Consider the following 14,169-nt stretch of genomic DNA (forward strand, 5'->3'; position numbering starts at 1 on the left):
GTCGGGGGGTGCGTCTAGGGGGGCGTGCAGCGTCAAGGCTCCATCGGCGGCAGCGCCGCGTTCCGTCTCCGTGCGACCGGGGTTGTCCTCCTGGCCGCACATCTCGTGTTCGTGGCCTGGGTCACGCTGCGCCCCCGGGACGTGCCCTGGGTGCTGCCGACCAATCTGCATCCGTTCGCCGGGATCCGCGCCGACCTGAGACTGGGCTGGCCCGAGGCGGCCCGGCGGATCGGCGGCGGGCTGGGGCTGCTGGCCCCGCTGGGTGTGCTGTTGCCGCTGGTGCACGGTCGGCTCCGGGTCTCGCCGCTCGTCTCCCTGATCCGTACGGTCGCGGCGGGTGCCCTGTTGTCGCTGGCGATCGAGCTGCTCCAGACGGGGGTGCCCGGGCAGGTCGTGGACGTGGACTCGCTGCTGCTGAACACCGTGGGGGTGGCGCTCGCGCATGCCGCGGTGGTGCCTGCGGCCCGGGTGTGGCTGCGCCGCAGGGGGGAGCGCCGGATGCCGTCGGCGGCCTTGGCGGAGGACGCGGCTCAGGGTCGGACCCCGAGGATTCCCAGGGTCGGCATCGCTCCGTAGGAGAAGGAATCTCGGGGTCGGGATGGCTCCGGAGAGTGACGCTTCGCGTTCTTCGGGTCCGTAGCGTTGACGGCAGATGGGACGGCCGTAAGGGCCGCCTCTGCACCGACGCTCATGAAGGAGCCCCAGATGTCCAGCCTCGCCCGCCCCACCCACGGCCGCATGATCGGCGGAGTGTGCGCCGCGCTGGCCCGCCGCTTCGGTACCTCCGCGACCACCATGCGTGTGATCTTCCTGCTGTCCTGTCTGCTGCCGGGCCCGCAGTTCCTGCTCTACATAGCGCTGTGGATCATGTTCCCCTCGGAGGACAAGGCGCGCGCGGCCTGGTGACCCGAGTGCACCGCGTGCACCCCGGGTCCGCAGGAGAACGCCGTCGGGGCGCGCCCGTCACTCACGGGTGCGCCCCGACGGCGTCATGTCCACACGGGATTCAGCCGATCGGCAGCCCGTTCACCGGCAGCCCGTGGGTGGGCAGACCCTGGACCGGAAGCCCGCCGAGCAGCCCGGCGACCGGCTTGGTCGGGCCGTGCGAGAGCGCCTGCTCGGCAGCCGGCTGTACGGCGGCGAGGCCCGCGGCGAGCGCCGGCTGGGCCTGCGAGAGCTGGGCCTGCTCCAGGGCCTTGCCGGCACCCGGCAGCGCCTTGGTGACGTTCGTGACGTTCTCCAAGGGCAGCGAGCCGGTGACCGTCTCCAGCGCCTGCGAGGCGTCGGGGACGGCCGGGGCGGCGTGGGCGGCGCCCGCGCCGACGGCGGCGATGGCGGCACCGAGGGCGGCGACGCCGAGGGTCTTGGCAGCAGACTGCTTCATGAAAATGCGTCCTCGAATGGGATACGGGGAACCGATCGGTCCACGACCGTAAACACGGAAAGGGGGAGGCCGCAAACATCGAAATGCGGACGGATGGTGAACACGCGCCCGCATCTCGCCCCCGGGGAAATCGTGCGGTCAGTCCTCCTTGGGCACGGAACCGCTGGTGGAGGCCGTCTGTTGGAACAGCCATTCGGACTTGAGCTCGGCATAGCCGGGCTTGATCACGTCATTGATCATGGCGAGACGTTCATCGAAAGGAATGAATGCTGACTTCATAGCATTGACCGAGAACCATTGCAGATCGTCGAGCGTGTATCCGAATGCGCCGACAAGGTGCTCGAATTCGCGGCTCATGCTGGTGCCGGACATCAGCCGGTTGTCGGTGTTGACCGTGGCCCGGAAGTGCAGCCGCCGCAGCAGACCGATGGGGTGCTCGGCGTAGGAGGCGGCCGCGCCGGTCTGGAGGTTGGAGCTGGGGCACATCTCCAGCGGGACGCGCTTGTCGCGGACGTAGGAGGCGAGCCGGCCGAGCTTCACGCTTCCGTCGGCGGCGACCTCGATGTCGTCGATGATGCGGACGCCGTGCCCGAGCCGGTCGGCGCCGCACCACTGGAGGGCCTGCCAGATGGAGGGCAGACCGAAGGCCTCGCCGGCGTGGATCGTGAAGTGGTTGTTCTCCCGCTTCAGGTACTCGAAGGCGTCGAGGTGGCGGGTGGGCGGGAAGCCTGCCTCGGCGCCCGCGATGTCGAAGCCGACGACGCCGAGATCCCGGTAGCGGTTGGCGAGTTCGGCGATCTCCAGGGCGCGGGCGGCGTGCCGCATCGCCGTGAGCAGGGCGCCTACGCGGATGCGGCGGCCGTTGCGGCGGGCGTTCCGCTCGCCTTCCCGGAAGCCCTCGTCGACGGCCTCGACGACCTCTTCGAGGCTCAGTCCGGCTTCGAGGTGCTGCTCGGGGGCGTAGCGCACCTCGGCGTAGACGACACCGTCCTCGGCGAGGTCCTCGGCACACTCGCGCGCGACCCGGACCAGGGCGTCGCGGGTCTGCATCACACCGACGGTGTGCGAGAAGGTCTCCAAGTACCGTTCCAGGGAGCCGGAGTCGGCGGCCTCCCGGAACCAGAGGCCGAGCTTGTCGGGGTCGCTCTCGGGGAGGTGGGGGTACCCGGTCTCCCGGGCGAGGTCGACGATCGTGCCGGGGCGCAGCCCGCCGTCGAGGTGGTCGTGCAGCAGAACCTTGGGCGCCCGCCGGATCTGGTCCGGGGTGGGGGTGATGCCCGCCTGGATGCTCTGGCTCGTCATTTCCGCACTCTAACTCCTACGCGCGTAGATCACCCGTTGCACCCCGCCGCCGATACGCAATGGTGACCGCCCGGACGGGTGGAGTCCACCACTGCTTCTGACACTGTTCTGTCATGGCACAGCAACTGACGCCGGCTCGGACGGCCAGGCTGGGGAAGGCGATCGGACCGGAGCCGACGGCGGTGAGCGGGGTGGTGCTGCTGCTCCCGGGCGGCGAGGAGGTGTCCGAACGCCGACCGTCCCCGATGTGGGCGGCCGCCTCCGTGCGCGGCCTCGGGCGAAGACTCACGCGGGCCGGCCGGGAGGAAGGGCTGGTCACCCATGTCGTGCACTACCGCTACCGCGGCTGGAACGGCGGCGCGGCGCATCTCGCCGCTGACGCCACCTGGGCGGCGGACGAGGTCGTACGGCGCTACGGGGACGTTCCCGTGTGCCTCGCCGGGACCGGGATGGGCGGCCGCGCCGCGCTCCGGGCCGGGGGCCATGCGGCCGTCAACTCCGTGCTGGCCCTCGCCCCGTGGCTGCCGCAGGAGGACGTGGCGGCGCCACCCGAACCGGTGAAGCAGTTGGTGGGGCGGCGGGTGATGGTGGTGCACGGGACGCATGACGACCGCAGCGACCCGGAGTTGTCCTTCCGGCTGGCGGCGCGGGTGAAGAAGGCGAACCGGGACGTGTGCCGGTTCGAGGTGCACGCGGACGGGCACGGGTTGCATCAGTACCGGGACGAAGTGCTGGCGCTGGCCGAGGACTTCGTGATGGGGGTGTTGTTCGGGAGGACGTTCTCCCGGCCTGTCGAGGACGCGCTGGCGGCTCCGCCGCCGTTGGGGTTGCGGATGCCGTTGGCGGCGGGGTTCGGGAAGTCGTTGCGGAGGTAGGTCGGGCCGTTCCCGGGCGCGGGGTGCGGGGGGCGGGTGCGGGTGGGTGGGGGCTGGTCGCGCTCACGCGGCGGAGCCGCAAGTCGATACCGCCCCGCGCCTCCTGCGTGGGCTGACCCTAGGTAGGCAGCAGGTTTCCGCGTCTTGAGAGCAGGAATCTCTTGAAGGCCGCCACCGGGGGTGTGTCCGGGTGGCCGTCCAGCCAGGCCACGCCGATCTCGCGGACCGCCCGGGGGGCCGTGACCGTCAGTTCGACCACCCCCGGGCGGGCCACCGCCGGCGGGGGCAGGAGGGCGACGCCCAGGCCCGCCGCCACCAGGCCCCGCAGGGTCTCCGCCTCCTCGCCCTCGAAGGCGATGCGGGGTTTGAAGCCGGCCTCCTTGCAGAGGTCGTCGGTGATGCGGCGCATGCCGTAGTTGGGTTCGAGGGTGACGAAGGTTTCGTCGGCCGCCTCGGCGAGGCGGATGCGCCGGCGGGAGGCCAGGCGGTGGTCGGCGGGGACGACCAGGCGGAGCTTCTGCTCGTCGAGGCGGCGGGCGACCAGATCGGGGGCGTCCGGGACCGGGGAGGTGAGGCAGAGGTCGAGCTCGCCGGCCCGCAGGCGCTCCAGCATCGCCTCGCCGTAGTTCTGGACGAGGCTGAAGCGGACCCGGGGGTGATCGGCGCGGAAGGCGTGGATCAGGCCGGGGACGGTCTCGGCGCCCATCGTGTGGAGGAAGCCGAAGGCGACCTTGCCGGTGGCGGCGTCGGCGTCGGCGCGGACCTCCTCGGCGGCCTTCTCGATCTCCGCGAGGGCGCGTTCGACCGAGGCGAGGAAGGTGCGGCCGGCCGGGGTGAGGGAGACCGTGCGGCCGCGGCGGGCGAAGAGGTCGACGCCCAGGTCCTGTTCGAGCCGGACCATCGCCCGGGACAGGGTCGACTGCGGGACCCCCATCTCCTGCGCGGCCCGGGTGACGTGCTCGGTGCGGGCGACCCCGGCGAAGTGGGCGAGCCGGGGCGCCAGCAACCTCGACATGTCAGTCATGTCTTCTGTGTCACTGGACGGTGACAGATGAGCTCGTGACCTCTGCTGATGCACCATGGGAACGATTATGGGGAGTCCGTGCATTGGACGGATGAACGGGGGCGTCCGTAGTTTCGAGGCATGTCTCCCGCCAGTACGGGGGCGTCCACCGTCGTGGGCGCCGCCTCCTCCGTCCCCGTCGTCGACGACACCCGTATGACCCCCGGTGGCCCCGGCTACCGCCGGATGAGCCTCGCGCTCTTCCTCGCCGGTGTGGCGACCTTCGCCCTGCTGTACTCCACACAGGCGCTGCTCCCGCTGATCTCCGGTGACTTCGGGGTGGCGGCGAGCGAGGCGAGCTGGACGGTGGCGGCGGCGACCGGCGGACTCGCGCTGTTCGTGCTGCCGATGAGTGCCCTCTCCGAGCGCTACGGCCGCCGTACGGTGATGACGGCCTCGCTGGCGGTCGCGGTGACCGTGGGACTGCTGGTCCCCTTCGCGCCGTCGCTGGGCGCGCTCGTGGTGCTGCGGGCGGTGCAGGGCGCGGCGCTGGCCGGGCTCCCGGCGTCGGCGACCGCGTATCTGGCCGAGGAGGTGCGCCCGAGGGCCCTGGTCACGGCGATCGGGCTGTTCGTCGCGGGCAACAGCGTCGGCGGGATGAGCGGCCGGGTCATCACCGGCTGGGTCGCGCAGGAGTGGGGCTGGCGGGTCGCCGTCGCGGTGATCGGTGTGCTGGCCGTGGGCTGCGCGATCGCGTTCCGGCTGCTGCTGCCGGCGCCCCGGCACTTCACGGCGGGCTCGCTGCGGCCCCGCGTCCTGGCCCGCACGGTCCGTGAGCATCTGGCGAACCCGCTGCTGTGCCGGCTGTACGCGATCGGCGCGCTGTTCATGACCGTCTTCGGCGGGGTGTACACGGTCGTCGGCTACCGGCTGACCGAGGCGCCCTTCTCGCTCCCGCAGGGCATCGTCGGCTCGATCTTCCTGGTGTACCTGGTGGGTACGGTCTCGGCGTCGACGGCGGGCCGGCTGGTGGGCCGGCTGGGGCGGCGCGGGGCCCTGTACCTGGCGGCCGGGACGACCGCGACGGGTCTGCTGCTGTCCCTGGCCGACTCGCTGCCGATGGTCCTGCTGGGCCTGGTCCTGATCACGGCGGGCTTCTTCGCGGGGCACGCGGTGGCGTCCTCGGCGGTCAGCAGGACGGCGACCACGGGCCGTGCCCAGGCCTCCGCGCTCTACCAGTCGGCGTACTACATCGGCTCCAGCACCGGCTCGACGGTCGGCGCGCTCGCCTTCCACTCCGGCGGCTGGGCCGGCACGGTCGGCGTGGGCGTCCTGGCGGTCCTCGGGGTCGTGGCCATCACGGTTCTCGGCACCCGGGCGGCGCGGGTCGCGGCGCGGCGGGAGCCCGTGCCCGCCCACTGAGTCACCGGTCCCCGCGTCGGACGTTCCCCCTGTTCAGGGCCCGTTGTCAGTGGTCGCGCCCAGGGTGCGCAGCCACTGGCGCCGACCGAGCAGGGGGTTCGTTCATGGCCCGCGGCTGCCCGCCTCGCTGGCCGGTGCGGAGGAGGTGGCGCGGGCGCTGCGGGACGCGGTGGACGCGCCCGGTGTCCACCGGCATCTGCTGATGTTCGTGAAGCAGCTGTCCTGACCTGCGGGTACGTCGACTCGGCAGGCCATTGTCAGTGGGCTGGGGTAGCTTCCGAAGTGCTGGGGCGCACAGGCGCGCGACAGGACGGCCACAGGGGTGGGTGGACGAGGATGAGTGACGGGACGGCAGCCGCCGCGACGGTCGAGGATCTCGATGTCCGGCTGGAGCGGCACCGGGTCGAGCTGACGGGCTACTGCTATCGCATGCTCGGTTCGTCCTTCGAGGCCGAGGACGCGGTGCAGGACACGCTCGTGCGGGCCTGGCGGAGCTACGACCGGTTCGAGGGCCGCTCCAGTCTGCGCTCGTGGCTGTACCGGATCGCGACGAACGTGTGTCTGGACATGCTGACGGCGGGCAACAAACGGGCCCGTCCGATGGATCTCTCGGAGTCGACTCCGCTCGCCCAGGCGGCCCTGGCGCCCCGCCCCGACCACACCTGGCTGGAGCCGATGCCGGACGCGCGCGTGCTGCCCACGGTGGAGGACCCGGCGGAGGCGGCGGTCGCCAAGGAGTCGGTGCGGCTGGCGTTCATGGCGGCGCTCCAGCAGTTGCCGCCCAAGCAGCGCGCGGTGCTGATCCTGCGCGAGGTGCTGGCGTGGCGGGCGAGTGAGGTCGCCGAACTGCTGGACACCACGGTCGCCTCGGTCAACAGCGCGTTGCAGCGGGCGCGGGCCACGCTGGCCGAGCGGGCGGAGGCGGGCGCGGACGCGGCGGTGTCGGACCCGCTGGACGAGGAGCAGCGCAAGCTGCTCGAGCGCTATGTGGCGGCCTTCGAGGGGTACGACATGGCCGCCCTGACGGCGTTGCTGCACGAGGACGCCATCATGACGATGCCGCCGTTCGACCTGTGGCTGACCGGCCACGACGACATCACGGGGTTCATGACGACGCTCGGCTCGGCCTGCGAGGGCTCGCGGCTCCTGCCGGTCCGGGTGAACGGGCTGCCGGGCTTCGCCCAGTACAAGCCGGACCCGGACAAGGGCGGCTTCAGCCCCTGGGCGATCCAGGTCCTGGAGATCTCAGACGGCCGCCTCACCGGGTTCCACTTCTACCTCGACACCCAGCGCTGGTTCCCCCTCTTCGGCCTCCCCCTCCACCTCGACGGGGAGTCCGACGAGGTCGAGCAGGGCGCGTAGGCCGGGATCGGGGCCGCGCAGCCGTATCCGTCCCCCGGCCCTGCGGGCGGCGAGCTGGAGCCGGGCCAGCAGCTCGACGACGGCCAGTCCCGGCGGCCCCCCGAGCCCGCTGACGTCACAGACGACGACTCCGCCGTCCCCGGCCGTCAGCAGGGCCCGTACGGCATCGGCGAACCCTGCCGCCCGTTCGCGGGTGACAGGGCCGGTCAGGGCGAGTACGGGCGGTGTCCTGGGGTCCACGTGCGGTAGACCCCGGCGGGGGGCTCAACTCATCGCGGCGCTACTGCGGCCTCAGTTCATGGGGAAGACTCCGGTGTCGATGTCCAGGTCGAAGGGGGCGGGCAGCGCCACTTTCTCGCCGTACTCGACGGAAACGAGGACGCGGTATGTGCCGTCTTCCGGGGCCCCGTAGAGCGTCGCCGTGGGACGGCCTCGGTGCCAGGGATCCAGGAGGAGGTAGAGAGGGACACCAGCGCGGGCGTAGCCGTGTGTCTTCTTGACTCGGTCGTGGTTGGCGTTGCTGGGAGACGTGATTTCCACAACCAGTTCTGCCTCACCCGCATGCACGCGCTTACCGCGGCGCAACGCGGCTCTGGGCACGACGCACACATCTGGAACGAAGAACCCTGCCGTTTCAGGGACAGCCAGGCCGAGTGTCTGGTAGATGCCACAGCCCTCCGGGACCGCGGGATAGAGACGCTCGACCAGTAGCTCGGCAGTGTCATTGTGTTCTTCGGACGGCGGAGGCGACACGGTGACGATCCCTCCGACGATCTCCACCTTGCTGCCCTCCGGAGCGTCCGTTTCCTCCCAGACACGGACGATCTCGTCCCAGTCCTTGCCGCTAGGGGACTCGGACTCGACGCTGAGTGCGCTCATGGCGGTTCTCCTATCGGTGCGTCACCCATCACAGCATGCCGAACGGGACCGGCGGCGGTCCACCGATCCCGTTCACCCGCATGGGGAAAGCGCAGGTCAGGCGATACGTTCCAGCACCACCGGCGATGCCGTGAACGCCGTACCGGTCGGGGCGATGTCGTAGGAGCCGGTCACCGCCTGGAGGGCGTAGTCGAAGCGCTCCGGGGTGTCGGTGTGCAGGGTCAGGAGGGGCTGGCCCGCGGTGACCGTGTCGCCGGGGCGGGCGTGGAGTTCGACGCCCGCGCCCGCCTGGACCGGGTCCTCCTTGCGGGCGCGGCCCGCGCCGAGGCGCCAGGCGGCGATGCCGATGTCGTAGGCGTCGAGGCGGGTGAGGACACCGGAGGAGGGGGCTGTGACGACGTGCTGTTCGCGGGCCACCGGCAGGGTGGCGTCCGGGTCGCCGCCCTGGGCCGCGATCATGCGGCGCCAGACGTCCATCGCCGAGCCGTCGGCGAGCGCCTTCGCCGGGTCGGCGTCCTTCACCCCGGCCGCGTCGAGCATCTCGCGGGCGAGGGCGATGGTCAGCTCCACGACGTCCGCCGGGCCGCCGCCCGCGAGGACCTCGATCGACTCGCGGACCTCCAGGGCGTTGCCCGCGGTCAGGCCGAGCGGGGTGTTCATGTCGGTGAGCAGGGCGACCGTCTTCACGCCGTGGTCGGTGCCGAGGCCGACCATCGTGGAGGCCAGCTCACGGGCGTCCTCGACGGTCTTCATGAAGGCGCCGGTGCCGACCTTCACGTCGAGGACCAGGGAGCCGGTGCCCTCGGCGATCTTCTTGGACATGATCGAGGAGGCGATGAGGGGGATCGCCTCGACGGTGCCGGTGACGTCGCGCAGGGCGTACAGCTTCTTGTCGGCGGGGGCGAGGCCGTCGCCGGCCGCGCAGATCACGGCGCCGGTGGTGTCGAGGACGGAGAGCATCTCCTCGTTGGAGAGCAGGGCGCGCCAGCCGGGGATGGACTCCAGCTTGTCCAGGGTGCCGCCGGTGTGGCCGAGGCCGCGGCCGGAGAGCTGCGGGACGGCGGCGCCGCAGGCCGCGACGAGCGGGGCGAGCGGCAGCGTGATCTTGTCGCCGACGCCGCCGGTGGAGTGCTTGTCGGCGGTCGGGCGGGACAGGGACGAGAAGTCCATGCGTTCCCCGCTCGCGATCATCGCGGCGGTCCAGCGGGCGATCTCCCGGCGGTTCATGCCGTTGAGCAGGACGGCCATCGCGAGCGACGACATCTGCTCGTCGGCGACCTCGCCGCGGGTGTACGCGTCGATGACCCAGTCGATCTGCGCGTCGCTGAGTTCGCCGCGGTCCCGCTTGGTGCGGATGACGGAGATGGCGTCCATGGCCATGGCGTGCGTTCCTTCCGAGGGTCCAGAAAGTGTGCGGCCCCCCTGAGCGTGTCCAGCGATTCAGAGGGGCCGTACGGAGGTGCTTGCTTGCTTGCTTACTTGGTGAGGTGGTCCGGGCCGAAGGCCTGCGGGAGCATCTCGGCGAGGGGCAGGATGCCGGCCGGGGTCTCCAGCAGGAGCTCGGCGCCGCCGAACTCGTACAGCAGCTGGCGGCAGCGGCCGCACGGGACCAGGACCTCGCCCTTGCCGTCCACGCAGGTGAAGTGCGTGAGCCGGCCGCCGCCGGTGTTCTGCAGCTCGGAGACCAGCCCGCACTCGGCGCACAGGCCGAGCCCGTAGGAGGCGTTCTCGACGTTGCAGCCGGAGACGATCCGGCCGTCGTCGACGAGGGCCGCCACGCCGACCGGGTAGCCGGAGTACGGGGCGTACGCCCGGGACATGGCGTCCCGGGCCACCGAACGCAGCTTCTCCCAGTCGACCGGGGTCACTTGCCCTGTCCCTTCCGGTACGGCAGTCCGTCGGCCTTCGGCATGCGCAGGCGCTGGGCGGACAGCGAGAGGACCAGCAGGGTGACGACGTACGGGGTGGCGGTGACGACCTGGTTGGGGACCTCGTCGGTGCTGACGTACCAGACGAACATCAGGGCCGCGACCGCGGCGGTGATGAAGGCCGGGACGTACTGCTTCTTCCAGGCCAGGTAGGCGACGCCGACGACCAGCAGGATCGCGAGCAGCAGGATCAGCGCGTGGACGTTGGTCGCGCCGCCGCGCAGGTTGAGGCTGTCGGTGTAGCCGAAGAGCCCGGCGCCGAGGGCGAGGCCGCCCGGCATCCAGTTGCCGAAGATCATCGCGGCGAGACCGATGTAGCCGCGGCCGGCGGTCTGGCCGTCGAGGTAGACGTTCGACGCGACGATCGACAGGAAGGCGCCGCCGAGGCCGGCGAAGCCGCCGGAGACGATCACGGCGATGTACTTGTACTTGTAGACGTTGACGCCGAGGGACTCGGCGGCCACCGGGTTCTCGCCGCAGGAGCGCAGGCGCAGACCGAAGGAGGTGCGCCACAGCACGTACCAGGTGCCCGGGACGAGGGCGACGGCGACGACGGTGAGCGGCGACAGGTTGGTGATCAGGCCGCCTACCAGGCCGGCGAGGTCGGAGATCAGGAACCAGTGCTTGTCGTTGAGGGTCTCCAGCCAGCCGGACAGGCCGGGGACGTCGAAGGTGCCGAGCGACTCGATCGGCGGGGACTGCTTGGAGGAGCCCTGCGGGGCGCCCTCGAAGGTGAACTTCGACAGGTAGCGGGTGACGCCCAGGGCGAGGATGTTCAGGGCCACACCGGAGACGATGTGGTTGACCTTGAAGGTGACGGTGGCGATGGCGTGCAGGACGGCGCCGAGCGCGCCGCCGACGATGCCGAAGGCGACACCGGTCCACGGGCCCCACTGGTAGCCGGCCCAGGCGCCGAACCAGGTGCCGAGGATCATCATGCCCTCGAGGCCGATGTTGACGACGCCGGCCCGCTCGGCCCACAGACCGCCGAGACCGGCGAGTCCGATCGGGACGGCGGCGCGCAGGGCGGTGGACATCTGGCCGGTGGACGTGATGCCGTCCGCGCCGGTGATCAGACGGACCGCCGAGGTCAGGATCAGGACGCCCGCGATGACCAGCAGGAGGACGGGCAGCGACATCCGGCGGCCGCCCTTGCCGGGCTGCCCGGACTTCGGCTTCGCGATGGTCGCGGTGCTCATCAGACCGCCACCTCCTTCTTGGTGTTCGCGGCGGCGGCGAGTTCCTCACCGACGCGCTTCTGCTGGCGGCGCAGACCCCAGGTGCGGACGACCTCGTAGGAGATGACGACCGCGAAGACGATCAGGCCCTGCATGATCATCGCGATCTCCTTCTCGTACGGCTGGGGAGTCGCGTAGTCGAGGGCGGGGGACGCCTTGTCGAGGAAGGCCCACAGGAGGGCGGCGAGGGCGATGCCGCCGGGGTTGTTGCGGCCGAGCAGGGCGATGCCGATGGCGGTGAAGCCGACGCCGGTCGGGAAGCTCAGGCTGTAGGTGTGGGCGTCGCCGAGCAGCAGCGGCAGACCGGCGAGGCCGGAGACCGCGCCGGAGACGATCATCACGGTGAGGATCATGCGCTTGGCGTCGACGCCGGAGGCGGCGGCGGCCGACTCGGACTCGCCGGTGGCGCGCAGGTCGAAGCCGAAGCGGGTGCGGTTGAGGACCAGCCAGTAGACGATGCCGAGCGCGATGGCGAGGAAGACCAGGCCGTAGATCTCGCCGACGTCGGCGCCCAGGTTGATGCCGGGGACCCAGCCGGACTTCTTCATGATGCCGGTGGTCTTGTTGTCGCCGACGAGCTGGCCGAAGACGTCGGGCAGGGTGAGGTAGGCGATGAGGCTGGTGGCGATCGCGTTGAGCATGATCGTCGCGACGACCTCGCTGACGCCCCGGGTGACCTTCAGGACGCCCGCGACGCCGGCCCAGATGCCGCCGGTGAAGGCGGCGACCAGCAGCAGCAGCGGGACCTGGAGGAAGGCCGGCAGGTCCATGTGGGCGCCGACCACGGCGGTCATCATCGCGGCGAGGCGGTACTGGCCGTCCACGCCGATGTTGAACAGGTTCATGCGGAAGCCGAGGGCGACCGCGAGGGCGGCGATGTAGTACAGCGACGCCTGGTTGATGATCAGGACCTGGACGTCGGAGTAGCCGATCTGCTCCAGCATGAGCGTGTACGGCTCGATCGGGCTCTTGCCCGAGGCGATCAGCACGACCGAGGTCAGCAGGATCGCCGCGACGAGCGCCATGACCGGTCCGGCCACGGCGAGGAGCACGCGCTCCTTGTCGAACTTCTTCATCGGGCCTCGTCCTCCGGGGCGCTCGCTTCCTCGACGTGCTCAAGGTGTCCGGTGGCGGCACCCGTCATGGCCGAGCCCAGTTCCTCCGGGGTGATGGTGGCGGGGTCGGCGTCCGCGACCAGCCTGCCGTTGTAGATCACGCGCAGGGTGTCCGACAGGCCGATCAGCTCGTCCAGGTCGGCGGAGATCAGCAGCACGGCCAGGCCCTCGCGGCGGGCCTCGCGGATGCGGTCCCAGATCTGGGCCTGTGCGCCGACGTCCACGCCGCGGGTGGGGTGGGCGGCGATCAGGAACTTCGGGTTGTGGCTCATCTCGCGGCCGACGATCAGCTTCTGCTGGTTGCCGCCGGAGAGGGAGGCGGCGGTGACGTCGATGCCGGGGGTGCGGACGTCGAACTCCTCGACGATCCGGCGGGTGTCGGCCTGGGCGCCCTTGGGGTTCAGCCAGAAGCCCTTGGCGTTGGGCGTCTCGGTGACATGGCCGAGGATTCGGTTCTCCCAGAGGGGGGCCTCCAGGAGCAGGCCCTGGCGGTGGCGGTCCTCGGGGATGTAGCCGACGCCGGACTCGCGGCGCTTGCGGGTGGGCCAGGGGGTGATGTCCTCGCCGAGGAAGGAGATCGTGCCGGCGTCGGCGTTCTTGGTGCCGATCAGGGCGTCGATCAGCTCGGTCTGGCCGTTGCCCTCGACTCCGGCGATGCCCATGACCTCGCCGGCGTGGATGGTGAAGCTGACGTCGTCCAGGACGCGCTTGATCTCGCCGCCCTCGGGAGCCAGCGTGATGCCGCCGGTGGGCTCGGCCTCGGTGCCCATCGAGGCGCCGCCGCTGGCGTAGACGGTGAGGCCCGCGACCGTGAGGACGGCCTGGTCGGTGACCGTGGACTCGGCGGTCTCCGGGGTGGGCAGCTCGGAGCCGACCATCATCTCGGCGAGCTGGCGGGGGGTGGTCTCGGACGGGACCGCCGTGCCGACGGTCGTGCCGCGCCGGATGACGGTGATGTCGTCGGCGACGGAGAGGACCTCGCCCAGCTTGTGGGAGATGAAGATGACGGAGAGGCCCTCGGCCTTGAGCTCGCGCAGGTTGGCGAAGAGGGCGTCGACCTCCTGCGGGACCAGGACGGCGGTCGGCTCGTCGAGGATGAGGGTGCGGGCGCCGCGGAAGAGGACCTTGAGGATCTCCACGCGCTGGCGGTCGGCGACACCGAGGTCCTCGACGAGGGCGTCGGGGCGCACCCCGAGGCCGTAGCGGTCGGAGATCTCCTTGATCTTCTTGCGGGCGGCGCCGCCGATGCCGTGCAGCTTCTCGCTGCCGAGCACCACGTTCTCCAGGACGGTCAGGTTGTCGGCCAGCATGAAGTGCTGGTGGACCATGCCGATGCCGCGGGCGATGGCGTCGGCGGGGCTGGAGAAGCTCACCTGCTGTCCGTCGACGGCGATGGTGCCCTCGTCCGGCTTCTGCATGCCGTAGAGGATCTTCATCAGGGTCGACTTGCCGGCGCCGTTCTCTCCGACCAGGGCGTGCACGGTGCCCTTGCGGACGGTCAGGTGGATGTCGTGGTTGGCGACGACTCCGGGGAAGCGCTTGGTGATACCCGCCAGCTCTACCGCGATCGTCGACTGTGCGGTGAGCGGAGGGCTGCTGGACGCGTCGATGGCGCACTCTCCTTGGGAAAGGGGCCGCTCTACGCGCGTAGCGCCCCTGCT

Annotated in this window: 16 protein-coding genes; 6 read left to right on the plus strand and 10 right to left on the minus strand. The window is 71.1% G+C overall.

Features of this window, described 5'->3' with window-relative positions; genetic code table 11:
• The first annotated feature begins 24 nt into the window (after window positions 1–24).
• Window positions 25–576, plus strand: a complete 552-nt coding sequence (locus AQJ58_RS12310; protein ID WP_067248772.1) for a VanZ family protein — start codon at window positions 25–27, stop codon at window positions 574–576.
• Between the two features lie 129 nt (window positions 577–705).
• Entirely contained in the window at window positions 706–906 is a 201-nt protein-coding gene (locus AQJ58_RS12315; RefSeq protein ID WP_067248775.1) for a PspC domain-containing protein, read from the plus strand.
• A 100-nt stretch (window positions 907–1,006) separates the two neighbouring features.
• Here the strand turns inward: AQJ58_RS12315 and AQJ58_RS12320 are convergent, their stop codons facing one another.
• Complete coding sequence (locus tag AQJ58_RS12320; RefSeq protein WP_067248777.1) at window positions 1,007–1,384, minus strand: ATP-binding protein; 378 nt, start codon at window positions 1,382–1,384, stop codon at window positions 1,007–1,009.
• Between the two features lie 138 nt (window positions 1,385–1,522).
• The gene (locus AQJ58_RS12325; protein ID WP_067248779.1) at window positions 1,523–2,686 is read right to left on the minus strand and encodes an adenosine deaminase; all 1,164 of its coding nucleotides are present in this window, start codon (window positions 2,684–2,686) and stop codon (window positions 1,523–1,525) included.
• 113 nt (window positions 2,687–2,799) lie between these two features.
• Here AQJ58_RS12325 and AQJ58_RS12330 point away from each other — a divergent pair, with 113 nt between their 5' ends.
• Window positions 2,800–3,561, plus strand: a complete 762-nt coding sequence (locus AQJ58_RS12330) for a prolyl oligopeptidase family serine peptidase (protein WP_067248782.1) — start codon at window positions 2,800–2,802, stop codon at window positions 3,559–3,561.
• Between the two features lie 118 nt (window positions 3,562–3,679).
• Here AQJ58_RS12330 and AQJ58_RS12335 read toward each other — a convergent pair whose 3' ends face one another.
• On the minus strand, window positions 3,680–4,642 hold the full coding sequence (locus tag AQJ58_RS12335; protein ID WP_067248785.1) for a LysR family transcriptional regulator: 963 nt from the start codon (window positions 4,640–4,642) through the stop codon (window positions 3,680–3,682).
• A gap of 63 nt (window positions 4,643–4,705) precedes the next feature.
• On the opposite strand from AQJ58_RS12335, the gene AQJ58_RS12340 reads away from it, so the two are divergent.
• The 3 genes from AQJ58_RS12340 to AQJ58_RS12345 all read left to right on the plus strand — a co-directional run bounded on the left by AQJ58_RS12340 (window position 4,706) and on the right by AQJ58_RS12345 (window position 7,348).
• Window positions 4,706–5,986 carry an MFS transporter gene (locus AQJ58_RS12340; protein WP_067248788.1) on the plus strand — a complete coding sequence of 427 codons (1,281 nt, stop codon included), beginning with the start codon at window positions 4,706–4,708 and terminating at the stop codon, window positions 5,984–5,986.
• 64 nt (window positions 5,987–6,050) lie between these two features.
• Entirely contained in the window at window positions 6,051–6,212 is a 162-nt protein-coding gene (locus tag AQJ58_RS43280) for a hypothetical protein (protein ID WP_159056239.1), read from the plus strand.
• A 110-nt stretch (window positions 6,213–6,322) separates the two neighbouring features.
• The gene (locus tag AQJ58_RS12345; RefSeq protein WP_067248791.1) at window positions 6,323–7,348 is read left to right on the plus strand and encodes a sigma-70 family RNA polymerase sigma factor; all 1,026 of its coding nucleotides are present in this window, start codon (window positions 6,323–6,325) and stop codon (window positions 7,346–7,348) included.
• Here the strand turns inward: AQJ58_RS12345 and AQJ58_RS40665 are convergent.
• From AQJ58_RS40665 to AQJ58_RS12375, 7 genes are all read right to left on the minus strand, one after another.
• Window positions 7,232–7,588: an STAS domain-containing protein gene (locus AQJ58_RS40665; RefSeq protein ID WP_159056240.1), complete on the minus strand. Its 357-nt coding sequence runs from the start codon at window positions 7,586–7,588 to the stop codon at window positions 7,232–7,234. The genes AQJ58_RS12345 and AQJ58_RS40665 overlap by 117 nt on opposite strands.
• Before the next feature lie 51 nt (window positions 7,589–7,639).
• Window positions 7,640–8,227 (minus strand): Uma2 family endonuclease, encoded by a 588-nt coding sequence (locus tag AQJ58_RS12350; protein WP_067248793.1) that lies wholly within the window; start codon window positions 8,225–8,227, stop codon window positions 7,640–7,642.
• A gap of 96 nt (window positions 8,228–8,323) precedes the next feature.
• Window positions 8,324–9,607, minus strand: a complete 1,284-nt coding sequence (locus tag AQJ58_RS12355) for a thymidine phosphorylase (protein ID WP_067248796.1) — start codon at window positions 9,605–9,607, stop codon at window positions 8,324–8,326.
• Window positions 9,608–9,702: 95 nt separating this feature from the next.
• Window positions 9,703–10,095 (minus strand): cytidine deaminase, encoded by a 393-nt coding sequence (locus AQJ58_RS12360; protein ID WP_067248799.1) that lies wholly within the window; start codon window positions 10,093–10,095, stop codon window positions 9,703–9,705.
• On the minus strand, window positions 10,092–11,354 hold the full coding sequence (locus tag AQJ58_RS12365; RefSeq protein ID WP_067248800.1) for an ABC transporter permease: 1,263 nt from the start codon (window positions 11,352–11,354) through the stop codon (window positions 10,092–10,094). The genes AQJ58_RS12360 and AQJ58_RS12365 overlap by 4 nt, the downstream gene beginning before the upstream one ends.
• Window positions 11,354–12,469 carry an ABC transporter permease gene (locus AQJ58_RS12370; RefSeq protein WP_067248803.1) on the minus strand — a complete coding sequence of 372 codons (1,116 nt, stop codon included), beginning with the start codon at window positions 12,467–12,469 and terminating at the stop codon, window positions 11,354–11,356. The genes AQJ58_RS12365 and AQJ58_RS12370 overlap by 1 nt, the downstream gene beginning before the upstream one ends.
• Entirely contained in the window at window positions 12,466–14,118 is a 1,653-nt protein-coding gene (locus tag AQJ58_RS12375; protein WP_079078883.1) for an ABC transporter ATP-binding protein, read from the minus strand. Before AQJ58_RS12375 ends, AQJ58_RS12370 begins: the two co-directional genes overlap by 4 nt.
• Window positions 14,119–14,169 lie beyond the last annotated feature (51 nt).

The organism is Streptomyces sp. DSM 15324, assembly GCF_001514285.1.
In the GTDB taxonomy this organism is placed as follows: domain Bacteria; phylum Actinomycetota; class Actinomycetes; order Streptomycetales; family Streptomycetaceae; genus Streptomyces.